A 24,248-nucleotide genomic window follows, 5' to 3' on the forward strand; every position below is an offset into this window, starting at 1 on the left:
ACTTACATATTATGATACAGATTGAAAAATTGGACAAAGTATTCCGTACCGACGAAGTCGAGACAGTAGCACTCAACAACGTAAACTTCAATGTCGACAAAGGTGAGTTTGTGGCTGTCATGGGTCCCTCGGGTTGCGGAAAGTCGACACTACTCAATATACTCGGACTTCTCGACAACCCCTCCAGCGGCAGCTACCGGCTCAACGACACCGAGGTGGCCTCGCTTAAAGAAAAGGAGCGCACCCGCCTGCGCAAGGGCAAGATCGGGTTCGTGTTTCAGAGTTTCAACCTCATCGACGAACTCAACGTGTATGAAAACGTGGAACTGCCGCTGACCTATCTCGGAGTGCCCGCATCGGAGCGCAAACGCCGTGTAAACGACATGCTGAAACGCATGAACATAGGCCACAGGGCCAAGCACTTCCCGCAACAGCTCTCCGGAGGTCAGCAGCAGCGTGTGGCCATAGCACGCGCCGTCATCACCGAGCCGGGACTCATTCTTGCCGACGAGCCCACAGGTAACCTCGACTCGAAAAACGGAGCCGAGGTCATGGAACTGCTTACCGAACTTAACCGTCAGGGTACCACGATAGTCATGGTCACGCACTCCAAGCACGATGCCGGATATGCCCACCGCGTAGTTCATCTGTTTGACGGCTCGATAGTGGCCAATATACCCAACTAAACGACTGACCCGATGAAACAGTTGCACTACGTACTGCGCACGATGTGGCACAACCGCGGCACTACTCTGATAAAGGTAGTGTCGCTCGGACTGGCCATAACCATGTGCGCGCTTCTATTTGCACGCATAGCCTACCTGCAGAGTTTCGACACCGGCTTCAACGACTACAAGAAGCTGTACGGCATATCGATGAAATACGGCATAGCCGACAAGGCCGTATGGGAACACCGCTGCCTCGGGCCGCTGCCGAAACTCATAGCCGAAGCGTATCCCGACGACATAGAGTCATATACCGCCACATTCAGCGGCCGATACTGCTCGCGCATAATGGTAGACGACCGTGAAATAAAAATAATCGGCTGGGCCGGAGAGCCGGACTTTTTCAAGACGCTCGGCATCGACATAATAGAGGGCAATCCGGAGACACTTTTGCAGCCTGACAACATATTTGTAAGTGAAGAGACGGCTAAAAAGATAGGCAACGGCGAAAACCCCGTAGGCACAACCGTAAGAACCGACGGAGGACTTTACAGGGTTCAAGGGATATACAGAACCATTGCCGACAACTCCACCGTAAGGCCCGACGCTGTATTCTCGCTCGCCGATGCCCGACGACAGTGGAACTTCCAAGCCAACTGCTGGAAAGGTTACTTCCGCCTCAAAAAGGACATACCGCAGGAGCGCCTCGACGCAATGATAGAAAAGGCCATACGACCGGCCTATCCGCCTAACGGCCAATGGGACCTCTTCGGAGTAAAATTAGGCCCCCTGCATGAGGTGTACAAAAACGACGACTATATAAAACGCATGTGCACCATCATGGCCATACTCGGCATATCGCTCCTGCTTATCGCATCGCTGAACTACGTGCTGCTCTCCATATCCTCATTGAGCAAGCGGGCCAAGGCCATAGGCGTACAGAAATGCAGCGGTGCCGGCAACGGATGCATATTCGGCATGTTCATATGGGAAACGGCTCTGATACTCGCGCTCGCGCTTCTGCTCGCGGCCATATTGACCCTGAACTTCCGCGAGCCCATCGAAGAGATGCTCGCCACACCGGTGTCATCGCTGTTCAAGGAAGGACGCACATCGATTATATTGGGTATTTTAGCCGTTGTACTACTTATAGGCGGCGTCATCCCGGCCCGCACGTTTGCGTCCGTACCGGTGTCGCAGGTGTTCCGTCGGGTCACCGAACGCAAAGGTTCATGGAAGCGAGCACTGCTTTTTGTAGAGTTTGCCGGAGTGTCATTTACCTGCGGTCTACTGTGTGTAATGACTTTTCAGTACCGATATATAGTAGATAACATCCGCAATTACAATCCCGCTCCTATGGCGCTTGAGTCCAACTGGACACAAAACAAATCCGGATACGAGCTGGTGGCCGGTTTTCTGCGAAGCCTGCCGTATGTCGAAGATTGTGCCGGGTCGTCATGGCTCATAGCCGATTCATTTGAAGGCACTCGATTCAACAACGGCATAATGAGCGCCTTTTCAGCTGTCGAAAGCAACATGGCAGACGTAATGGAGCTGAAGATACTTCATGGACGAACGCTGAAAGCTCAGGGCGAGATACTTATCAATCAAAAACTGATGAACTCACTGCATCTTACACCGGAAAAAGCGTTGAACGAGGACAAAGTCATAAATCCGGGATATGGAGGGCCTTATACCATAGTGGGCATAATAGGTGACATCGACCTCTACGGAGCTTATAACGAAGCACCTAATTCCATGATAGCCTGTCCGCCAGAAATAGTATACAATGAATGGGGATGGAACCATAATATCATCACCGTAAAACTTAAGCCTCCGTACAAAGAGAATCTCAACAAACTGAACGAGGCCGTGGCCGAGGCATATCCCGATGCCCACGCCGAGTTCATGCTGATGACCGACGTGGTAAAAATGCAATATTCAGACATACGCATATTCCGCAACTCGGTGTTGACCACATCTGTCATAATACTGCTTACCACACTAATGGGACTCATAGGCTTCGTGGCCGACGAGATTCAGCGACGGCGCAAGGAGATAGCCATAAGGAAGGTAAACGGAGCGGAAACCGCCGACATACTTGCACTGATATCGCGCAACATAATGCTTGTGGCCATACCCGCAGTAGCCGTAGGAGCGGCTGCGGCGGCATGGACCGGCGACCTGTGGATGCAGCAGTTTGCGTCAAAGATCGATAGCCTGTGGATATATTACATATTGACCGCTGTAGCGGTACTGGCAGCGATACTGCTGTGCGTGACGGCCATGACCGTCAGGACAGCACGGGAAAATCCGGCCATTAGCCTGAAAAGCGAGTAACCGCCTAACGTCCGAACACGTAGTGCCCGCCCTTGACCGTCATGCGGTCGGTGTGGGCACGATGTATTTCGGGATTGCTCAGCGCGTAAGTCACCGGTATGCGTGCCCCGGCTCCCACCCTGCGCAGCATAGGACGCGTGGTAGACACATTGCCGCGCAACGTATCGCCATCCACTATATAATAATAGTATACCTTATAGCTCGTAGAAGCCGGACGCCGAACAAGGCGGTGATTGACCCTGTATGTGGACTCCTCGGTATGATGCCGCGTCACTTTCTCCACGACACCGCTTATGTCGCACGATCCTTTTTCGAGCTCGCGCTCTTCATAATTCATCCGCAGTACAAGGCCTAAAATAAAAAGTACAATTACCATAACGACGCTTATGACAAATATGCGCCAATTTTTCCGTGACATGGTATAATATGGTTATGTTTATTAAACTTCTGCAAAGTTAATCAACTTAACGGTATTATTTCGTAAATTTGCCGTACTAAATACATCCGTAAATGCTTGAAACGATAAAACAAAAAGCTCTTGAAGGCATCCCCTCCACCGTGGATGAAGCACTCGAGCTTAACCTGCGATATACCGCCGATGAACTCGCCGACGCCGCCGACGAAGTCAGACTAAAATTCTGTGGCGACGTCATCGACACCTGCTCCATTGTCAACGCACGTTCGGGGCGCTGCACAGAAGACTGCAAATGGTGTGCCCAGTCACGCTACCACTCCACAGGCATAGATGAGTACGAGTTTGTGCCGGAGGCCGAAGCCATGCATGCCGCCCGGCTGAACAAGGAGGCAGGAGTACGCCGCTACTCGCTCGTGACAAGCGGGCGCAAAGTAGCTCCGGGCGATATAAAACGATTCTGCGACCTATATCGTAAGGTCGATGCCGAAACAGGTATATACATGTGCGCTTCCATGGGGCTGCTTAACCGCGACGAACTGCAGCAACTGCGCCAAGCCGGTGTACGTCGCTATCACTGCAATCTCGAGACATCGGCAAGTTTCTTCCCCTCGCTGTGCTCAACACACACACATGAAGACAAACTGCGCACCATAAAAGCCGCGCGCGAAGTCGGCATGGAGATATGCTGCGGAGGCATAATAGGCATGGGCGAGTCGATGCGCCAAAGACTCGAACTGGCCGAAGAAGCCCGCGAAGCGGGAGCTGTATCCATACCGATAAATATACTTAACCCCATCAAGGGCACGATGCTTGAAAACGTGCCACTCATCGGAGAGGAAGAGATTGTGCGCACAGTGGCTCTGTTCAGACTGATAGCCCCAAAACTGACACTGCGCTTTGCCGGCGGCCGCATGAGGCTGTCAAAAAAGACCATGTCCCGGATACTGCGCGGCGGGATGAACGGAGCGCTCATGGGCGACATGCTCACAACCGTAGGCAACGGAGTGGCTGAAGATAAGGAACTTTTCCACGACACCGGCTACCGTGAAGAGCCGTTGAGTTGATCATAACCCCTCCTGAAATATTCGCGCTCCATGTCAACGGGGCGTATGACTTCGTCGTTCCAGAGAACGATATCCATGTCTATCGTCACGGCTCCCGTGAGCTTCATCTCCGGAGTACGCCCGTTGTCGATTTCGTATTGCTTCAACTCGTCGGTTATTTCTTCGATAGGCCTGTAGGTAAGGCCCTCGGCCACACAGTTAAGATAGGGTGCGTAACGCCCGCTCCATTCCAAAGTCTCGTAAATCGACGACACGACGACATCACTGAATGATGCGGAGAAGTAATCCACCGCAGCCGCCATGCGTTTGTCGCGGTCAGCAGTGTTGCTGCCTATGCCGACGACCACTCTGTTCATTGCTGCGGCACATCTTTCATGGTCAGTGCTATGCGGCCACGCGCATAGTCCACGTCAAGCACCCGCACAGTGACATGCTGATGCACGTTGACCACCTCGGCAGGCGACGATATAAAACGGTCGCAGAGCTGCGATATGTGAACAAGCCCGTTTTCATGAAGACCTATGTCGACAAAACAGCCGAAAGCAGTGATATTGCTGACTATGCCGTTGAGCTGCATACCGGGCTGAAGGTCATGAATGTCGCGGATGCGGTCATCAAACTCCATCACCTCGACTGTCGAACGCGGGTCGCGTCCGGGTTTTTCAAGTTCAAGCACTATGTCGGTCAGCGTAGGCAGTCCTACCTGCTTGGTCACATATGGAGAAAGGTCAAGTTTTTCAAGCAGTTTAGGGTTCTTGACAAGACTATCGACCGTGCAGCCGTTGTCAGCGGCTATCCTGTCGATAAGTTCATATCGCTCCGGATGCACAGCCGTATTGTCGAGCATATTGTCGGCGCCGGGAATGCGAAGAAATCCTGCACACTGCTGAAACGCTTTCTCACCCATGCGAGGCACATCAAGCAACGCCTGACGGCTCTTGAAGTCACCGTGCTCGGCACGGTAGCCTACTATGTTGGACGCAAGTGCCGGCCCTATGCCCGACACGTAAGCCAACAACTCCTTTGAGGCTGTGTTGACATTTATCCCGACAGAGTTGACACAACTCTCCACTGTATAGGCAAGCGCCTCCTTCAGTTTGGTCTGATCGACGTCATGCTGATATTGCCCTACTCCTATCGACTTGGGTTCTATCTTCACAAGTTCAGCAAGAGGGTCTATCAGACGACGGCCTATAGACACGGCCCCGCGCACTGTCACGTCATAATCGGGAAACTCCTCACGCGCTATCTTGGACGCGGAGTAAATGGAAGCCCCGTTCTCATTTACCACAAATACCTGCACCGGACGCGGATAGCGCAACGATCCGAGAAACTTCTCCGTCTCGCGGCTGGCGGTACCGTTGCCCACAGCAATAGCGTCTATACGGTACGACTCCACAAGCCGGCTTACCTTAAAGGCGGCACCATGAAAGTCGTTCTGCGGCGGATTGGGATAGATGACCTCGGTGTGCATGAGATTGCCCTGCTCGTCAAGACACACGACCTTGCACCCGGTACGAAATCCCGGGTCAATAGCCAGCACTCTTTTCCGTCCCAAGGGAGGAGCGAGAAGCAGCTGCCTGACATTTTCGGCAAACATGCTTATGGCGGCATCATCAGCCTTGCTTTTTGCCACAGCAAGCACTTCGGTCTCTATCGAGGGTTTTATAAGACGACGATAACTGTCCTTTACCGTCGACCTGATCAAAGCGGCCACAGGCTCGGAAGCGGTAGTTCTTACAAACATACGCGACAACCGCTCTATCATCTCGTTGTCATCAATTGACACCGATACCTTCAGAAAGCCTTCGGCCTCACCCCGAAGTATGGCGAGCAGACGATGAGATGTGACCGTACGCAACGGACTGCTGAATTCAAAGTAATTTTCGTAATTGGCACCCTCCTTCTCCTTACCTTTCACCACTTTGGCCGATATGACGGCATTGCGGTTGTAACGGGCACGTACTATAGAGCGTGCCTTCTCGCTCTCGCTCATCCACTCGGCCATTATGTCAGCGGCTCCGGCCACAGCATCGGACACATCGGCTACTTCACCACCCGTAAAGCGACATGCCGGCGACTCTACATCGGCCGAAGTCTGCGCCATGAGCATACGGGCAAGAGGTTCAAGTCCTTTCTCGACAGCCATCTGCGCTCTTGTACGCCTACGCGGTTTGTAAGGCATATACAGGTCTTCGAGCAGAGTCGCGTCATAAGTATCGATGATCTTCTTCTTCAGTTCCGGAGTCAGTTTATCCTGCTCCCTGATAGTCTCAAGAATGGTATCTTTCCTTTTTTCCAAAGCGAGCAGAGCATCATAGCGCAACTGTATATTATGGACAGCCACTTCGTCAAGAGCACCTGTGGCTTCCTTGCGGTAACGGCTTATAAACGGTATCGTGCAACCCTCGTCAAGGAGTTTCAGCGTTGCCGCCACCGATTTTTTAGAAATACTCAGCTCATCCGCGATAATAGTAGATAATTCAGGATTCATAAGGGTTTACTTTGTGTTTGGTGCCTTCTTTTTCAGTTTAAGAACCGTTATTTCAGGAGTAGCCCCGATACGTGCCGGCAGGGCTACGGTTCCGACTCCGATGTTGACATATAGTTTATGCCTGTCTGATTTGTCGCTATACAGACCGCCCCATTTTGAATAACGCCATGCGGCAGGCGACCAGCCGCCTATCTGCATCTGCATGGCATGGGTGTGGCCTGAAAGTGTAAGATCTATGTTTACTGTGTCATTGTCGGCTATTTTACTGTCCCAATGAGCGGGATTATGCGACATCAGCACTTTAAATACGCTGTCGGACAACTGCGGATAAGCCTTTTGCAGATCTCCGTATACGGTAAACGGAGGATCGCCCCAGTTCTCCACACCGATCAAGGCTATGGAGTCGGCTTCATTGCGAAGCCATGCCGTAGTATTGTCAAGTTCTTTCCAGCCCATCTGTCGCTGGAGCGAGCGCATGAGTTTCATATTTCCGGCCTTGGCCGCCTCGTCTTTCCACGAGCTGTAATCGCCGTAGTCATGATTGCCGAGCACGGAGTATACTCCGTGGCGGGCGTCAATCCGGGACAGTACCGGCACAAACGGCACCAACTCGTCAGAACGGCGGTTCACTATATCGCCCGTAAAGAGCACTATATCGGCATTGCGTGAGTTTATTTCATCCACAATGCGGCTCACGAAAGTAGTGTCATTGCCGTAAGTACCCACATGAAAGTCGGAGAACTGGACTATGACGTAGTCATCGAAGCCGGCAGGGAGATTGTCAAACTCAAGCTCCATGTAGTTTACATGATAATCGGTACGGTTGGCAAGAGCCGCCCACCACATGACGGCAAACACAAACACGGCCGCCGCTATACCTGCCACGGAGCCGGCATAACACTTGCGGCGGCGCCACAACCGGGGCAGATAATCAAAGAAACTGAATATGCAGTACACATACTTGGGCAGGTACACCGTGACATACGCGTACAACATCCACATTATGGCTACCAGCATACCGTCGGAGCCGCTGTTGCGCGGCAGACACACCACCGTTATCATATACACAAGCAGGAGCAGGGAGCTCCACGCATATACGACTCCGGGCCAACGACGGTGACAGAAAGCGGTAAGACGCCGCCATATATATATATCCACCGCCACGTTGAGCGCGGCTATAACGATAATAAGTATTATCCCAAGCCTCATCGTACAATAACAGCTTTAAAGTTTATCAGCCGTGACACTCGTCGTGACAGGATTCATCGGCATGTATATTGTTTTTCAACGGGTTGGCATACATGGTAAGCATCATAGCATACAGATAATCCTTATCATCAGATGTAAGTTCGGGTACATCCACTTTCTTAAGCTGCTCCCTGATATATGTCTCAAAATCAGCTACCTCCTCCGCATTGTAGCGGTCGGCAAACTCCTTCGTGGCATAAAGCAGGTCATACGCTATGTAGTTTATAGGGTATATCTTGTAGCCGGAGTGTATCTGACAGTCTATCATGCGGCATACGTCACGGGCCACTGCGGCCTTGTCATGCGACTCGTCAAGAGCGGCAAGTTCAGGATTGATCGGATGGCCTACGGCAAAGTGCACGCGTCCTTTAGGCTGCAAAAGGCCGGTCTCCATGGCAAACAAGTCGTCGCGCTGAGTCTTCTTGAACTCCGGGTCATTGCGGCGTAGCAAAAACTCACGTGCTTTCAGATAGTCGTTAGGGTCATACTCATATGATATCGACACCGGCAGCAGGTTGATATCCATCAGGTTATCTGTAAATTCCTTGCCTCCGGCAAGTCCGAGCATTTTGACCAAAGAATCCTGCGCCTTATCGTCAGAATCCTTGCTGCGTCCCTGACGCTCCGCAATCCATACCGACTGGTTGCGGCGCGATACCGTATCATGTATGTAAGCCGACAGTTCCTGCGCCGCTTCAAGGGCCTTCACCCTCGGCAAGTCACGCTTCACGATAAAGCTTTTGTTAAGCCTTACCAAGTCGTTGATCCACTCATAGACAAGCAGATTGTTGCCTATGGCCACTTCGGTCGTAGGATAGCCCGCCCGAAGGAAGCACAGATTCAGAAACGACGTGTCGAGCACGATGTCGCGGTGATTGGTTATAAATGTATATGCTTTTGTCTTGTCTACACGCTCAAGACCGTCGACAGTAATACCTGAAGTGGTTTTTGATGCCAGCATTTCAAGAAACGGCCACATGATCTTACGCTGGAAAGTATCCTTGTCATGCACCTGAAGCAGGTCATGGCACATTTCGTCATAATCAACATTAGGCAACACCCATCTTACCGCATGCTCAAATCCCGGCTCTTTTACAAGATGCTGCATTTTTTCATGGAATACACTGTCGGGATAAGGAGCGATGTCCTCAAATTGTAGCTGTTCCTGTGTCATAATTATCCTAAATTATAATTTCGGTTGTTCAAAGATAACATTTTAATCTAAAAGTTGGTCTAAAATTACCGTTTCTTTACGATTTTTTATATATCTACGGCATTGTTGTAATTACGCCATTTATCTATCAGAGCAGTCATGTCAGGCGGCACGGGAGCCGAAAAAAACATCTCCTCGCCTGTAGCCGGATGGACGAATCCGAGTGTGCGGGCGTGCAATGCCTGACGAGGGCACAGGTCGAAGCAATTGGCTACAAACTGGCGGTAACGAGCAGTCGTCAGACCCCGCAGTATGGCATCACCGCCATAACGGACGTCATTGAAAAGCGGGTGTCCTATATGCTTCATATGGACCCTTATCTGATGAGTGCGCCCCGTCTCAAGCACACACTTGACCACGCTAACATAGCCAAGCGGCTCCACTGTAGAGTAATGGGTCACGGCATGCTTGCCGTAATCGCCATCGGGAAATACCGTCATCTGCAACCGGTCTTTAAGGCTCCGGCCTATATTCCCCTCTATGCGTCCGTCAGCAGGCTCTGGGCGCCCCCACACTACGGCCACATACTCGCGCTTGGTCGTTTTGTTGAAAAACTGCCGCCCGAGATGAGTCTTGGCATCGGGAGTCTTGGCCACGACAAGCAATCCGGATGTGTCCTTGTCGATACGGTGCACAAGCCCCATGCGCGGGTCATTGACATCATACTCGGGATTATCCTTGAAGTGATAGGCCAACGCATTGACAAGAGTACCGTGGTAATTGCCGTGGCCGGGATGCACTACCAGTCCGGCGGGTTTATTGACCACAAGCAGATGCTCGTCTTCATATACGATGTCGAGCGGTATATCCTCGGCTATTATCTCCAGTTCATAACGGGGGCGGTCCATGACCACAGTCACCACATCAAGAGGCTTTACCCTGTAATTGGACTTGACCGCACGACCGTTGACAAGTATGCATCCTGCGTCGGCAGCCTGTTGCACACGGTTGCGCGACGACTTTTCAAGACGCGCCACAAGAAACTTGTCGACACGCAGAAGCTGCTGCCCCTTGTCGGCTACGAATCTGAAATGCTCGTAAAGCTCGCCTCCGTCAGCATCCTCGATATCGGCGTCATATCCGTTACCGGCAACCGCATCGTCGGAGGGCATAATATCATCTATATTGTCAACAGCCATAACACAACGGTCAATTGATGTCAAGTTCACTTGCTTCAAGATCATCCGATATGGCCTCGGCAACAGCTATGCTGTCATCCTCGTCGGGCAATCCGCCACCCACCTCGATGGTAACTGTGGCTGAAGCGGGGATACGGGCTCCCGGCTGCAGCGAGATGCCGTTGAATTTGGCTCCAAGCACAAGATCGCGGTATTCGCTGGGCACGTAATGCTCCTTGATATGCTTTATACCTATACCTTCGAGCATTGAACGCGCCTGCCGCAAAGACATGTCGGCAAGATTGGGCACTGACACCATTTTAGGCGAAAAAGCATTGACAGTAAGATATACCACACGATTGGGCTTAACTTTTGTATTGGGTCGCGGCGACTGGTCAAGAACGGTGCCCGGCTGCGTGTGCTCGTCGTATATCGAGTCTGACAGCTCTACGTTGAGTCCGGCCGCGGCGAGTGCCGCCGACGCCTGATTGTAAGTAAGCCCGCGCATGTTGGGGACCACCTCGTATTTACCGTGGCCGGTCCACACGTCAAGGGCTACCAGAGTGATCCATACCACACCGCATCCGGCAATAAACATTAACAACAGATTGAATAATATCGGATGCCGTTTGATAAAATTTTTATATTTTCCGGGTTGACTCGCTTCTTCCACGTCTCACTATTTATTAATTAAGCAATTGTCGCGATATCCTATAAACCCTCATAATAACACGACATTTTACGAATAATGTGCAAAATTATATAAAACGGATGGAATTAACACGCGGTCAAGTACAATTTGTAGGCAAAAAATCTTAAATAATCTTTTATCTGTAAAATTTTGAGCCAATATATTATTACACTCATGATTTATTACTAAATTTGCAGCTTGAATATTTGATAGCATATTATGCGTAATTACATCCATATTTTAACAGTGCTTATCTCCGCTGTAGTGTTCACATCATGCGGTGAATATCAGCGCATACTTAAAAGCAATGACCCGGACGAGCGTCTCGAGTACGCCAAGCGTGCGTTTGAACAGAAAAAGTACACTCAGGCGGCCACCGTGCTCACCGATATCGTAACGATGTTCAAAGGCACCCAAAAAGCCGAAGACTCTCTATATCTGCTCGCCCTCAGCCACTACGAGAACAAAGACTACGAAAATGCAGGCGCCTATTTCCAGACTTACTACAACCGCTACCCCAAAGGCAAGTATGCTGAAATGGCCCGCTTCTACTGCGGTTACGGATATTTCCTCGATTCTCCCGAACCCCAGCTTGACCAAAGCGGCACCATAAAGGCCATCGAGGAGCTTCAGGCTTTTCTCGACTACTTTCCCAAGAGCGACAAAGTGCCTGTGGCCCAGAACACCATCTTCGAGCTGCAAGACAAACTCACGCTCAAAGAACTGCAGAACGCACAGCTCTATTACAACATGGGCAACTATATGGGCAACAACTACGAATCGGCGGTGATAGTGGCTCGCAACGCCATCAAGAACTACCCCTACTCCAAGTATAAAGAAGAACTCGAGATGCTCATTCTGAAGTCGCGCTATCAGGAAGCCGCACAGAGCGTCGAAGAGAAAAAGGCCGACCGCTTTCGTGACGTAGTCGACGAGTACTACTCGTTTATCAACAACTATCCCGAGTCGCCTAACCGCAAGGAGGCCGACAACATCATGAAGATAGCCGGTAAATACGTAAACGAATAAACATTTATAATAATGGACTACAAGAAATCCAACGCACCTCTCAACACCACAACCCGCGACCTCATCAAGATGTCGGAGGACACAGGCAACATCTACGAAACAGTGTGCATCATCGCAAAACGCGCCAACCAGATATCCGGCGAGATGAAACACGACCTCGAAAAGAAGCTACAGGAGTTTGCATCGCTCAACGACAACCTCGAAGAAATTTCGGAAAATCGCGAGCAGATCGAGATTTCACGTTATTACGAGAAACTTCCCAAGCCCACTCTTATCGCAACCCAAGAGTATCTTGAAGGAAAAATCCACTTCCGCAATCCGTCAAAAGATAAGAATCTCGACTGAGAGTTTGGTCGGTTGTATAAAAATTACTAACTTTGTGCGCTCATTTAGAGCACCAATATAATTATTAACTTTAAATTTTCAATAAGAATGCACTTGAATTCTGACGAAAAAGTACAAATCTTTGAGAAATACGGTAAGGGCAAGACTGATACTGGCTCACCTGAAGCTCAGATAGCATTATTCTCGGTTCGTATTGCTCATTTGACTCAACACCTGAAGTCAAATCACAAAGATTATACTACTGCACGCGCTCTTAAAGCATTGGTAGGTAAGCGCCGTCGTCTTCTTGATTACCTGATCAAGAAGGACATCAACCGCTATCGTGCCATCATCGCACAGAAAGAGCTTGGTATCCGCAAGTAAGCCACGTGCTGCTTAACGACTACACCGGTCGGCTGCGTCAATGACGTGGCCGACCTTGTTTTCATCCCCCACCCGCAAAATAACCGACGGGGTCACATGTCCACGTTATTTGATTGGGAGCAGGCAGGCACGTAGGGGCGCCAGTATCACGGCGCCCGCAGAGATTCGGATGGACATACCGGCAAGGCAGTTACAGAAGACCATACCGGACGTAGCCGGACGCCGTGGTACTGGCGTCCCTACCAATATTGTCGCCGTTTGACCGTTTCCTTAAATTACAAATCCAAAAGTATGAGAAGTTAGCAATCCGGTTAACCATACGCAGCGTAGCCGGACGCCGCACTACCGTATGACCATGCAGGCAGTGCGGTCAGAGAGGACCATCCGGGGCATTTTGACAGCTGTCAGTCGAGACAGGCGTCGAGGTCGCGCGTTATCTGCTCGCGGTCAAGGTGCCGGCCGATAAAAACAATCTTCTCCATGCGGTCGCCATAGGTCTCGTCCCAGTCACGCATAAGTCCCGGCTCCTGCTCCATGAGCTGCTGCAGCTCCTCCTCGGGTGCAGTGGCATACCACTGTCCTACATCGGTAATTTTTTTCTGCACACCCGCCTGTTCAAACAGATATGTCACGTCGGTATTGTCACTGAAATAGCACACACCTTTGGCCCGGATGACATTGCGCGGCCACTTCTTGTCCACATAATAATCAAACTTATTAAGATTAAACGGACGGCGTCGGTAGTAAACAAACGTCGAAATGCCGTATTCCTCAGCTTCACCCTCCTCATGATCATGATGGTGATGATGGTGGTGGTTACCATGCTCATGCTCATCCTCCTCGTCATGGACATGGTCATGATGATGGTGATGCTCGTGTTCAAGTTCGTCGACCGGACGCTCTATCTCCTTGATCCAAGTCGCCGAGGTAGCCACTTTCTCAAAGTCAAACAGCCCTGTATTGATTATGCGGCCGAGATCGACATCGGCATAATCACATTCTATTATCTCGGCCTGCGGCTGAAGAGTGCGTACAATCTCTTTTATCCTACTGCTATCCTCGGCGCTAACCTCCGATATCTTGTTGAGCAGGATTATGTTGCAGAACTCTATCTGCTGTATTATAAGATTTTCGATATCCTCATCATCCATGTTCTCGTTTTTAAGACTGTCGCCGCACGAGAACTCACTCTGCAGTCGCAAAGCATCCACAACCGTGACCACACAGTCGAGCCGGCAGGTACCGAACTTATTTACAACAGGAGCCATAGACGGTATCGAGCATATAGTCTGCGCTATAGGCTCCGGCTCACATATGCCGCTCGCTTCTATCACGATGTAGTCGAAGCTGTCCATATGAAGCAGATCTACTATCTGATTCACAAGATCCATCTTCAGCGTACAGCATATGCAACCGTTCTGAAGGGCCACAAGGCTGTCATCGGCCGTGCCTACCACACCCCCCTTCTGTATAAGGTCAGCATCTATGTTTACCTCTCCTATATCATTGACTATCACGGCAAACTTTATGCCTCGTTCGTTGGTCAGTATGTGATTAACCAATGTTGTCTTGCCGCTTCCCAGATATCCGGTAAGGAGCAGCACAGGTACATCCTTTCCTTTCATGACAATATATATATTTTGCATCGCAAAAATAACAATTTCCCCGGCTATATCCTCGGTTTATCAACGAAAAAGACTAAATTTGCATTAACTCGACAAACCGACAAAATCCGTTTTAACCTCATAATCAATTTATCATCATGAACAAAGCAGTCTTTGCCGTCATAGCCATCGCATTATACGGAGCCACGCTACACGCGGCATCACCCGGAGGTCTCGACAAAGCGACGGTCGACAAGATACGCGCTACATATCGCGACACCCCTCATCAGCGTGCCATACACAATGCTATCGCTGCAAACTCGATTGACAGGCTTGCCGTCAATGCCGCGAATAAAAACAATTTCGACACCCATTTTTCACACAAAGTGAAAAGCAAGGGCATCACCGACCAGAAGTCATCGGGACGATGCTGGCTCTTTACCGGTCTTAACGTGCTGCGCTCCCAGATGATGGCACAGCATAATCTTCCGGAGCTGACATTGTCGCAAAACTACAATTTCTTCTGGGACCAGCTCGAAAAGTCCAATCTGTTTCTTCAAAGCATCATCGACACCGCCGACCGGTCTATGGATGACAAGACCGTCGAATGGCTGTTTAAAAATCCGCTCAGCGACGGAGGCCAGTACACCGGTCTGTCTGACAACATATCGAAGTACGGTGTCGTTCCCTCGGAAGTGATGGTGGAGACATTCAGCAGTTCTAACACGTCGCGCATGCGCAATCTTATAGGACTCAAGCTCAAGGAGTGGGGTCTTGAACTCCGCAAAAGCGCTGCCGCCGGCACCGGGGGCAAAGCTCTTGCCGACAGGAAAACCGAAATGCTCGGTGAAGTATACAAGATGCTGGCACTGACCCTCGGCGAGCCGCCGACGGAGTTCTCGTGGTCAAGAAAGGACCGCGACGGCAATATAATAGACTCCGCAGTCTACACTCCGCAGTCGTTTTACGCCACATATGCCGGCAATGACCTGAAAAACGATTATGTCATGCTCATGAACGACCCCACTAGAGAATATTACAGACTGTATGAGATAGATTTTGACCGACACACCTACGACGGACAAAACTGGACCTACGTAAACCTTCCGGTCGAAGATATAAAAGAGATGGCCATAGCGTCGATCAAGGACAGCACCATGATGTACTTTTCCTGCGACGTAGGCAAATGCTTCGATCGTGAGCGCGGACTGCTCGATGTCAACCATTTCGACTACGGTTCATTGTTTGACACCGGATTTCCGATGGACAAGGCCGACCGCATACGCACCTTTGCCAGCTCGTCGTCACACGCCATGACCCTGATGGCCGTGGACCTTGACAAAGACGGACGGCCTAAGAAGTGGATGGTCGAAAACAGCTGGGGCCCCGGAGCCAACAACGGTCATCTTATAATGACCGACCGATGGTTTGACGAATACATGTTCCGCCTCGTGGTCAACAAAAAGTATCTCACCGCCAAAGCCGCTTCCGTACTCGACACTAAACCCATACTCCTGCCGGCGTGGGACCCCATGTTTGCCGAGGAACAGTAACCCGGGCGCCCGTTTTTCTGTTAACGCACTGCCTCAGATTATCTTCATGGCTTTTGCTATGCGGCAAGCCTCCATCGAATTCTTTACTTGCAGTTTAGCGAGTATTTCCTGCCGGTGGCGGCTTACCGTATTTTTGCTGATAGACAAGACCACTGCTATATCGGCACTGGTTTTGCCGGAGTCTATGAGCCTTAGCACCTGCTGTTCCCGTCGGCTCAGTATCGATGCGTCGGAGGAGGATGTCAGCTCTTCAGAAACACCTGTCAGGGAATTGGCAACGATGCTCTTGCCGACAAAGCCTATGGCGCTGCTCCCATACAGGCATAATGCGTGGGTTATTGTTTCGGCATCATCGGCATAGATGTAATACATGCGATGGAGCACATCTATAGTGCAACCCGTTTCCACAGTCATGCGCAACTTTGACACCAGATAGTAATCGGGGCGTGTATGACGCGGTACATGACGCAGGAAATTGAAGAACCGCAGTTCTGCAAGATATTTTTCCTCACGTTCATCTTCTGTCATCAGGTCGAGAATAGCCTTCTCCCAGATGGAATTTTCAGTCCCGTAATTACCTATACCCAGAAGGATCCCGAATTTGCCGGGGAATATCCGACTCGTTCCACTCCTCAGATCACTGACTACAGCTGTGACATTTTCGATTCGGGCTACGTTTTCTGCATAATTCAGTAACCACGGCAAATCAGATTTTTCAACTCTGACCGACTGATTTTTCAGAAGCTGATTTAGTCTTGGAAGATTACTCATGTCAAAAAATGGTTATTTATAGCCATTGCGCATTATTTTACAAGCGATTAACTTTGCAAAGTTAACTCCAATATATGGTTATTTGAAATGACAGAGAAAGAAAAGATGCTGGCCGGCATGATATATGATGCAAACAATGATTCTCTGCTTATCGCCGAGAGGCTTGAGTGCAAAGAATTGTGTCATGATTACAATAATCTCAGACCAAAGGATGTCGAGGAAAGAAAGAAAATTATAATGGAACTGTTGGGCAGTGTGAAAGGAAACTTCCTGATAGAGCAGCCGTTTCTTTGCGATTACGGCTACAATATCCATATCGGTGATAATTTCTACTCCAATCATAATTTAGTCATACTTGACGGAGCGCCTGTAAGATTCGGCGACAACGTGTTTATCGCTCCCAATTGCGGATTCTACACGGCAGGACATCCGATTGATGCCGTCGAGAGGAACAAGGGGCTCGAATACGCCCGTCCGATTACCGTCGGCAACAATGTATGGATTGGTGCCAATGTATGTGTGCTGCCCGGCGTGACCATCGGCGATGATTGCGTAATCGGAGCCGGCAGTGTTGTGGTGAAAGACATCCCGTCTCACTCGGTAGCCGTAGGAAATCCTTGCAAAGTAATAAAAACGATAAAATGACAGACATGGTACAAAAAGTTTTATTCATGGCACTTACGCTGATGACAGGACTGTCGCTCTCAGCCCAGACCCTTGAAAAAATGAACTGGTTCAACGAACCGTCGCAGTGGAATATCTCCGGCAACGAGCTTTCGATGTCGGTAACGCCCAAGAGTGACTACTGGCGCATATCGCACTATGGTTTCACCGTTGATGACGCACCTTTCTACTATGCGGAATACGGCGGAGAGTTCGAGGCAAAGGTAAAGGTGGCCGGCGATTACAAGGTGCGTTTCGACCAAGCCGGCATGATGATTCGTATCGACCACGAAAACTATATCAAGGCCGGTATAGAATACGTTGACGGCAAATACAACCTCAGCACAGTAGTGACACATCACACATCCGACTGGAGTGTCATCGCCCTTGATAAGCCTGTCGATTTCATCTGGATAAAGGCAGTGCGCCGAAAGGATGCGATAGAGATTTTCTATTCGTTTGACGACAAGGAGTATACCATGATGCGAAACGCATGGATGGAAGCCAACTGCCCTGTGAAAATCGGCATGATGGGCGCATGTCCCGACGGAGACGGCTTCAACGTCACATTCTCCGACTTCTCGGTTCGTCACCTGCCTGACGCAGTCCGCACCGAATGGCTTGAGAACGACAAATAATATTGAGCAATGAATATAAAAATAGACCATACGGCATTATATGTCCGTGACTTGGACGGGGCAAGAGATTTTTTCATACGGTATTTCAATGCCGAACCATCTGAACAATACCACAACCCGAAGACAGATTTCAAGTCATATTTCCTGAGTTTTGGCAACAGCGCAAGGCTCGAAATCATGACCCGTCCCGGATTGGATGTACAGAACGAGGCGCAGATGCGAACCGGCTATATACATCTGTCATTCAGTGTCGGCGGCAGGGATAACGTAGATGAGTTGACATCAATACTCAAAGACGGAGGGTATGAAGTTGTCAGTGGCCCCAGAGTTACCGGCGACGGCTACTATGAGAGCCAGATAATCGGAGTCGAAGGCAACGTAATAGAAATTACCGAATAATCAGAATATACCCACCTGCACAAACAACACTCTATTCATAGAAGCGGAGCAATCGCCCATATAGAGTCTCGGACCAATATAAAAAACGCTGTGAAGTTAGCATGTACGATTGTAGGGGCGCCAGTACCACGGCGCCCGGCTGCCACCCGAATAGTCCTATGCTAACGCCGTCGGTTTCACCATGATATTGGCCATACGGATAGACGGGCGCCGTACTACTGGCGCCCCTACCTTACAGCCCTATTTTATGTTTTGCAACTGATCCGTTATTCTGTTGCCTCGTGGCCACGTAGTGCTTCGTTTGCCCGGGGGCCTGTGCCTCCGTTTACAATCTCAGCATGCGCCAATAATAACGGAGAATCATCCACATAGAGTCTCGGACCAATATAAAAAACGCTGTGAAGTTAGCATGTACGATTGTAGGGGCGCCAGTACCACGGCGCCCGGCTGCAGCCCGAATGGTCCTATGCTAACGTCGCTTCCGGTTTCACCAAGATATTGGCCATACCGATAGACGGGCGCCGTACTACTGGCGCCCGTCTATCGGTATGGCCCTATTTTAAGTTTTGCAACTAATCCGTTATTCTGTTGCCTCGTGGCCACGTAGTGCTTCGTTTGGCCGGGGACCCATAACGAGTTCCAATGTGCCTCCGTTTACAATCTCGGCATGCGTTATCCAAAGGCGGTCAAGAGGGTTGCCGTTGAGAGTCACCGACTGTATGTAGACATTTTCGGGCGAATTGTCACGAGCGATGATTGTAAAAGTACCTCCCTGATAATACTTCGGATCAAGCGCTATCTGTGCCCGATCAAATACGGGAGATGTAAGTTCATAACGCGGTACACCGGGGCACACCGGATGAAAACCGAGAGATGCCAAAACATACCATGCCGACATCTGCCCGACGTCCTCATTGCCGCAGAGTCCGTTGACATCGGCTCCATAGGCATTGCGGCATATACGCCTTGTCCAGTACTGTGTCAGCCACGGCTTTGATGTGTAGTTGAACATGAACGGCACATGATGATCGGGTTCGTTGGGATGATTATAATAATCGCCCCATGTAAAACGACTGTCCGCTCCGTTGAAAAAAGCCTCCAGCTCGCTTAACATTCGCTCCTCGCCCATCAGTGACTTAAGACCGGCTATGTCATGAGGCACAAACCATCCCTGCTGATAGTTGTTGGACTCGACACATCCCTGAAGAAACGTGAGGCGCGACTTCCAAGGGGTCCATGCCCCGCTATCGTCGCGCGCCCTGAACCAGCCTACACTGTCACACCATACCGAACGGTAAGACTGCGACTTGCGGGCAAACTCCGCAGCCTCTTCACGGCATCCAACCGAGTCAAGCAGCATCGACACACATCTGTCGGTATAGGCATACTCGAGTGTCGACGACAGGTCGCCGGGCACAAAACCGGCCTCCCCGTTAGAGAACCGGCGCTGGGTATTCACGGCGTAACGTATGGCCTTGTGCGTATCATAGCCGCGAAGTCCTTTGTTAAAAGCATCGGCAAGGACCGACACAGCCGGATTACCGACCATGCATCCCGAGTAAGAGTTAAGAAACTCCCATCGCGGGAAGTAACCGCGACCGCTAAGCTCGGCAATCTGCACCAAAGAGTTCAGCTCGTCCTCAACAAGAGACGGATTAATCACGGTCTGCAACGGGAACTGACTTCTAAACACATCCCAGCCGCTGAATATAGTACGGTATACGAATCCGTCGGCCTCATGTATGCGTCCGTCGGCGCCGATATACCGGCCGTCAGCATCGGAGAAGCACCGTGGGTCTATCATCGTGTGGTAGAGCGACGTATAAAACACCGTGAGGTCATCGTCATTGCCGCTCTCGACTTTCACTTTTGATAGAGAGCGCTCCCATAGAGCACGTGAACGTTCACATACCCGGTCAAAGTCCATGCCGGTCATGTCGGCTTCGAGATTACGCCGGGCACCCTCCATGTCCACAAAAGAAATGCCGCACTTCAACGCCACCTCCATGCCTTCGGTCGATGGAAATTCGGTAAAGAATCCGATATGCTTTCCCTCCAACTCAGTACGGTCTCTTATTATCTCGGCATTCTCATACAAACTGTGGTATACGGGGTCGTCATTGGTTGAATTTTTCCGCGACCAACCGTCGGGAATATCAGCGCTCCACATACCGTAATCTGTCATCGGGCGGCTGAATACACAATAAAAATATACCGTATAGTCGGCTCCACCCCAGCCGTCGCCCCAGCCGCCACCTTCAGGCGGGCACTTCATATAACCACGTATCACACTGTCGTTTACAACCTCTACGCGCTGCAGTGTCGACGATCCGCCTATACGACGGGCAAGATCTATCTGTATGCGGGCCGTATCGGCTTCAGGATATGTAAACCTTATCATACCAGACCGGGGCGCCGCAGCCAATTCCGCTTTTATACCGTAGTCGTCAAGCATCACCGCATAACGGTCGATGCGGGCACACTCACGGTCATGCGAAAACCGGCTTCGATAGCCGCGCTCAGGCTCATCTTCAGTACCTTTGAATGTTTTCAACGGCCCCACTGTCGGCATAACGAGGAAATTGCCAAGATCACCATACCACCCCACTCCGCTCATATGGGTAAAACTGAACCCTTCTATGGTTTTGTGATGCCATGAGTATCCTGAGCCGTTGTCGCCGCCGGTTTTGGTATCAGGACTTAACTGTACAAGTCCATAAGGAGTACATACCCCGGGAAATGTTTTCCCGAGGCCGTCTGTCGCACCTGCAAGTTCGTCATGAGTCGTAACCCCGATTATAGGATTGACATAATCCACGGGCGATACTCCGGCAGCAGCTGACACATGGCCGACCGCAGCGACGACTGACAGTACAGCCGCAATAAAAACAGAAGCACGCATGACCGAGATTATTTTCACGGATTTATGCCGCGTGTAAGACGATAATGATTTTCAGTAAGCCGGTTATAAATCTTGTCACCGGCACCATACTCTATCATTCCGGGGCCATATTCGGCTCCGAAGCCGCCCAATGACGCCGACCTTATGTCAGGCAGATACACAGGCCACGACCCGCTGCCCCATGTGTAACCGAACAGAAAGGGTGTTCCCTCCGGAGCCATCTCATTCTTCCAGTCAATCTGAAATTTTATGAACGGCTCACCGGGCACTGCCGCAATCACGATATTATTGTTCAGCACTATATTGGAAAAGTGAACGTTATAGTCAAGCGACTTGTCCTGACGTCCGGTAAAACAGAGCGAGTCAGTCATTATCTGTATAGATGCCTCCTGACGAGGATCAGGATAAAGCGCCTTGGTCAGTTTTACCGCCTCGATGCCGAGCAACTTGCCCATGCGTTCGATAAGATGGTATTTGGCCGGCCTCGGGTCATCGGCGCTTTCACGTCCGCCATCCTTAAACAACGGAGCCTGATTGCCGGCGCCACCCTGAATGAACAAGCAGTTCACAGGAGTGTCGAAAGCCTCCTCGACATAACGGGCCGCATATCCTACATAATCGGCCGATACTTCAAAGTTGTTCCAGACCACATCGGGGTGACAGGCAAAATTCATAACTACAGCTTTCGGTGTGCCCGACGCTACATCCTCAACTTTTATAACGCCGACAGCCGGGTCTATGGGGCCATGCACTATACACTCCGGATTGACAGCGAGCCAATGATCGTCGCCCTCCCACGACTCGAGCACCTTGCCGTTGTCACGCATTATAAGACGATTGAATGCTATCGGCGGAAACGAACGGTAACCGCTTGATAGACACACATCCGACATATCGGCTACCGCACCATCCACGGCCTCTTCTATCTGGCGCTCTACATACGCGGCATTCTCGGGAGTGACACGCGAAGAGTGGGTATGCGACAGGCTGAAAAACAAACGGTCAATGCCATGACGCTTACGCAGGCGCTCTACAAGCCCGGGGTTGGTATATCCGCCAAGATCCAGCGATACGAAACCGAGCCGCATACTGTCGGCCTCAAGCACAAGGGCGCGGGCATAGACAGAATCATGTACCGGATAGTATGGTTTGACAGGAGTGATATTGGTTTTAGCAGTGCCGCCACGCATAACCCGGGCACCCGATGAACAGACAGGCGACAAGAGTATCGCCACCATAGCCAAAGCGAAAATTATCTTTCTCATAATGCTGTTTAATTAATGTAATTATGGTCATAATCCCGAATGCCGTCAATAGGCCTCTCCGGACGGTTAACATATGCAAAATTAAATACCACACATTAGCACAGCTATTAAAAACACATTAATCCCCGACAAATAATCAAAACCTTTTTGTAATTTTGTGAACGGTATCCATTATGTTTTTTATATCCATGGTAAGATTCAATAGGCACCATATATTAGCTCTATGCCTCGCGTTGGTTTGTTTTGTTGCTGTCTCAGGTTTGTCGTTGTACAAATCGGTTGAAAAGAATGGCACCCCAGCACGATATCCCGATATCCTTGCCGATACAATCACCAAAATTACATCACAATACCCGAGCGAAATCGGAGTGGCCGTAATCATAAATAATACTGATACAGTTACTGTCAACAACAGCAACATTTACCCGATGATGAGTGTATTCAAGGTTCATCAGGCATTAGCAGTATGTCACGATTTTGATCGCAAAGGTCTTTCTCTTGATTCATTGATGAATATAGCAAGAGAAGAACTCGACCCCAAAACATGGAGCCCCATGATGAAAGAACATTTAGAGCCGGTGATTTCATTAACGGTTAAAGATTTATTGCATTATACACTAAGTCAAAGCGACAACAATGCAAGCAATCTCATGTTCAAAAGATTGGTTGACGTTGCACGGACCGATAGTTTCATTGCCACTCTCATACCTCGTTCAAGTTTTCATATAGCTTACACTGAAGAGGATATGTCGACTGACCACGACAAGGCATATGCCAATTGCACATCACCTCTCGGCGCGGCAATATTGATGAACCGCATGTTTACCGACAGTCTGGTAAGTCGCGAAAATCAATTGTTCATTGCGAACACCTTGAAAGAATGTAAAACAGGCAATGACAGAATAGCAGCACCCTTGCTTGACAAAGAAGGCATTAGCATAGCCCACAAAACAGGATCAGGCTACATTAATGATGACGGAGTGCTCGTAGCGCACAATGACGTAGCCTATATATGTCTGCCCGATAATACTTGTTATACATTGGCCGTATTTGTAAAGGATTTCAAGGGCAACGAAGCAGAAGCCGCCAAAGCCATAGCACACATATCCGCCACCGTATACTCAACATTATCACAGACTTTGTCATATGAAGTTACGAAAAGAGTGTAATTTATTGGAAATGAGCGTAGGTTAATTGCTCATGATAGTAATAGGTTACGAATTAGTTAGTTATCTACTGCATTATCCTTCTGCGCGTTGCGTAACCTTCAAAGAACTCTTCGTATGCAAAAATAGAAATTAAACGGGAGATTTAGAAATAAACCTCCTGATTTTTTTATCCTGTAGAGTCAACAAGCAAGTGCAAAATTAAGTCAATAGTTTGAAGAACTCAATACGAGGCGCTGAGAAACCTAATTTTTCTCGCGGTCTTCTGTTGATTTTTGCTTGTATTCTGTCAAGTTCTGCCT

Annotated in this window: 22 protein-coding genes; 11 read left to right on the forward strand and 11 right to left on the reverse strand. The window is 49.9% G+C overall.

Going from position 1 to position 24,248, the window contains the following annotated elements:
* Positions 1-11: 11 nt before the first annotated feature.
* Positions 12-686: an ABC transporter ATP-binding protein gene (locus FW767_RS04045; protein WP_121698863.1), complete on the forward strand. Its 675-nt coding sequence runs from the start codon at positions 12-14 to the stop codon at positions 684-686.
* A 12-nt stretch (positions 687-698) separates the two neighbouring features.
* Entirely contained in the window at positions 699-3,005 is a 2,307-nt protein-coding gene (locus FW767_RS04050; protein WP_148463889.1) for an ABC transporter permease, read from the forward strand.
* A 4-nt stretch (positions 3,006-3,009) separates the two neighbouring features.
* Here FW767_RS04050 and FW767_RS04055 read toward each other — a convergent pair whose 3' ends face one another.
* Entirely contained in the window at positions 3,010-3,423 is a 414-nt protein-coding gene (locus FW767_RS04055) for a hypothetical protein (RefSeq protein WP_121698860.1), read from the reverse strand.
* Positions 3,424-3,515: 92 nt separating this feature from the next.
* On the opposite strand from FW767_RS04055, the gene bioB reads away from it, so the two are divergent.
* Positions 3,516-4,484, forward strand: coding sequence for a biotin synthase BioB (bioB, locus tag FW767_RS04060; protein ID WP_121698859.1), 969 nt, complete (start codon positions 3,516-3,518; stop codon positions 4,482-4,484).
* On the opposite strand, the gene FW767_RS04065 is transcribed toward bioB, so the two are convergent.
* The 6 genes from FW767_RS04065 to FW767_RS04090 form a co-directional block, all read right to left on the reverse strand.
* Positions 4,460-4,840, reverse strand: coding sequence for a 2-amino-4-hydroxy-6-hydroxymethyldihydropteridine diphosphokinase (locus FW767_RS04065; protein WP_121698858.1), 381 nt, complete (start codon positions 4,838-4,840; stop codon positions 4,460-4,462). The genes bioB and FW767_RS04065 overlap by 25 nt on opposite strands.
* Positions 4,837-6,978, reverse strand: a complete 2,142-nt coding sequence (locus tag FW767_RS04070) for a Tex family protein (protein ID WP_121698857.1) — start codon at positions 6,976-6,978, stop codon at positions 4,837-4,839. Before FW767_RS04070 ends, FW767_RS04065 begins: the two co-directional genes overlap by 4 nt.
* Before the next feature lie 6 nt (positions 6,979-6,984).
* Positions 6,985-8,187 carry a metallophosphoesterase gene (locus tag FW767_RS04075; RefSeq protein ID WP_121698856.1) on the reverse strand — a complete coding sequence of 401 codons (1,203 nt, stop codon included), beginning with the start codon at positions 8,185-8,187 and terminating at the stop codon, positions 6,985-6,987.
* A gap of 25 nt (positions 8,188-8,212) precedes the next feature.
* Positions 8,213-9,400, reverse strand: coding sequence for a 1-acyl-sn-glycerol-3-phosphate acyltransferase (locus FW767_RS04080; protein WP_121698855.1), 1,188 nt, complete (start codon positions 9,398-9,400; stop codon positions 8,213-8,215).
* 86 nt (positions 9,401-9,486) lie between these two features.
* Positions 9,487-10,578: an RluA family pseudouridine synthase gene (locus tag FW767_RS04085; RefSeq protein WP_121698854.1), complete on the reverse strand. Its 1,092-nt coding sequence runs from the start codon at positions 10,576-10,578 to the stop codon at positions 9,487-9,489.
* Between the two features lie 10 nt (positions 10,579-10,588).
* Positions 10,589-11,230 (reverse strand): PASTA domain-containing protein, encoded by a 642-nt coding sequence (locus FW767_RS04090; RefSeq protein ID WP_147438739.1) that lies wholly within the window; start codon positions 11,228-11,230, stop codon positions 10,589-10,591.
* Between the two features lie 237 nt (positions 11,231-11,467).
* Between FW767_RS04090 and FW767_RS04095 the strand changes: the two genes are divergently transcribed.
* The 3 genes from FW767_RS04095 (at position 11,468) to rpsO (ending at position 12,985) form a co-directional block, all read left to right on the forward strand.
* A complete protein-coding gene (locus tag FW767_RS04095; RefSeq protein ID WP_121698852.1) occupies positions 11,468-12,277 on the forward strand; it encodes an outer membrane protein assembly factor BamD in 810 nt (269 codons plus the stop codon).
* Positions 12,278-12,289: 12 nt separating this feature from the next.
* The gene (locus tag FW767_RS04100) at positions 12,290-12,622 is read left to right on the forward strand and encodes a DNA-directed RNA polymerase subunit omega (protein WP_121698851.1); all 333 of its coding nucleotides are present in this window, start codon (positions 12,290-12,292) and stop codon (positions 12,620-12,622) included.
* 87 nt (positions 12,623-12,709) lie between these two features.
* Positions 12,710-12,985 (forward strand): 30S ribosomal protein S15, encoded by a 276-nt coding sequence (gene rpsO, locus FW767_RS04105; RefSeq protein WP_121698850.1) that lies wholly within the window; start codon positions 12,710-12,712, stop codon positions 12,983-12,985.
* Between the two features lie 404 nt (positions 12,986-13,389).
* Here rpsO and FW767_RS04110 read toward each other — a convergent pair whose 3' ends face one another.
* Positions 13,390-14,610 carry a GTP-binding protein gene (locus tag FW767_RS04110; RefSeq protein ID WP_121698924.1) on the reverse strand — a complete coding sequence of 407 codons (1,221 nt, stop codon included), beginning with the start codon at positions 14,608-14,610 and terminating at the stop codon, positions 13,390-13,392.
* 137 nt (positions 14,611-14,747) lie between these two features.
* Between FW767_RS04110 and FW767_RS04115 the strand changes: the two genes are divergently transcribed.
* The gene (locus FW767_RS04115; protein WP_121698849.1) at positions 14,748-16,142 is read left to right on the forward strand and encodes a C1 family peptidase; all 1,395 of its coding nucleotides are present in this window, start codon (positions 14,748-14,750) and stop codon (positions 16,140-16,142) included.
* A gap of 33 nt (positions 16,143-16,175) precedes the next feature.
* Here FW767_RS04115 and FW767_RS04120 read toward each other — a convergent pair whose 3' ends face one another.
* Positions 16,176-16,913 carry a response regulator transcription factor gene (locus FW767_RS04120; RefSeq protein ID WP_121698848.1) on the reverse strand — a complete coding sequence of 246 codons (738 nt, stop codon included), beginning with the start codon at positions 16,911-16,913 and terminating at the stop codon, positions 16,176-16,178.
* A gap of 87 nt (positions 16,914-17,000) precedes the next feature.
* On the opposite strand from FW767_RS04120, the gene FW767_RS04125 reads away from it, so the two are divergent.
* Genes FW767_RS04125 through FW767_RS04135 form a run of 3 tightly spaced genes read left to right on the forward strand, consistent with a single transcriptional unit; the run spans position 17,001 to position 18,613 of the window.
* On the forward strand, positions 17,001-17,558 hold the full coding sequence (locus FW767_RS04125; RefSeq protein ID WP_121698847.1) for a sugar O-acetyltransferase: 558 nt from the start codon (positions 17,001-17,003) through the stop codon (positions 17,556-17,558).
* Positions 17,559-17,584: 26 nt separating this feature from the next.
* Entirely contained in the window at positions 17,585-18,214 is a 630-nt protein-coding gene (locus tag FW767_RS04130) for a DUF1349 domain-containing protein (RefSeq protein WP_369863256.1), read from the forward strand.
* Positions 18,215-18,229: 15 nt separating this feature from the next.
* Positions 18,230-18,613: a VOC family protein gene (locus tag FW767_RS04135; RefSeq protein WP_121698922.1), complete on the forward strand. Its 384-nt coding sequence runs from the start codon at positions 18,230-18,232 to the stop codon at positions 18,611-18,613.
* Between the two features lie 580 nt (positions 18,614-19,193).
* On the opposite strand, the gene FW767_RS04140 is transcribed toward FW767_RS04135, so the two are convergent.
* Both FW767_RS04140 and FW767_RS04145 read right to left on the reverse strand, forming a co-directional pair.
* Positions 19,194-21,515 carry a GH92 family glycosyl hydrolase gene (locus tag FW767_RS04140; RefSeq protein WP_121698921.1) on the reverse strand — a complete coding sequence of 774 codons (2,322 nt, stop codon included), beginning with the start codon at positions 21,513-21,515 and terminating at the stop codon, positions 19,194-19,196.
* Positions 21,516-21,529: 14 nt separating this feature from the next.
* The gene (locus FW767_RS04145; RefSeq protein WP_121698846.1) at positions 21,530-22,780 is read right to left on the reverse strand and encodes a hypothetical protein; all 1,251 of its coding nucleotides are present in this window, start codon (positions 22,778-22,780) and stop codon (positions 21,530-21,532) included.
* 188 nt (positions 22,781-22,968) lie between these two features.
* Between FW767_RS04145 and bla the strand changes: the two genes are divergently transcribed.
* Complete coding sequence (bla, locus tag FW767_RS04150; protein WP_121698920.1) at positions 22,969-23,949, forward strand: class A beta-lactamase, subclass A2; 981 nt, start codon at positions 22,969-22,971, stop codon at positions 23,947-23,949.
* The last annotated feature ends 299 nt before the right edge of the window (positions 23,950-24,248 follow it).

The sequence above is a fragment of the Heminiphilus faecis genome (assembly GCF_008728965.1).
GTDB lineage: Bacteria > Bacteroidota > Bacteroidia > Bacteroidales > Muribaculaceae > Muribaculum > Muribaculum faecis.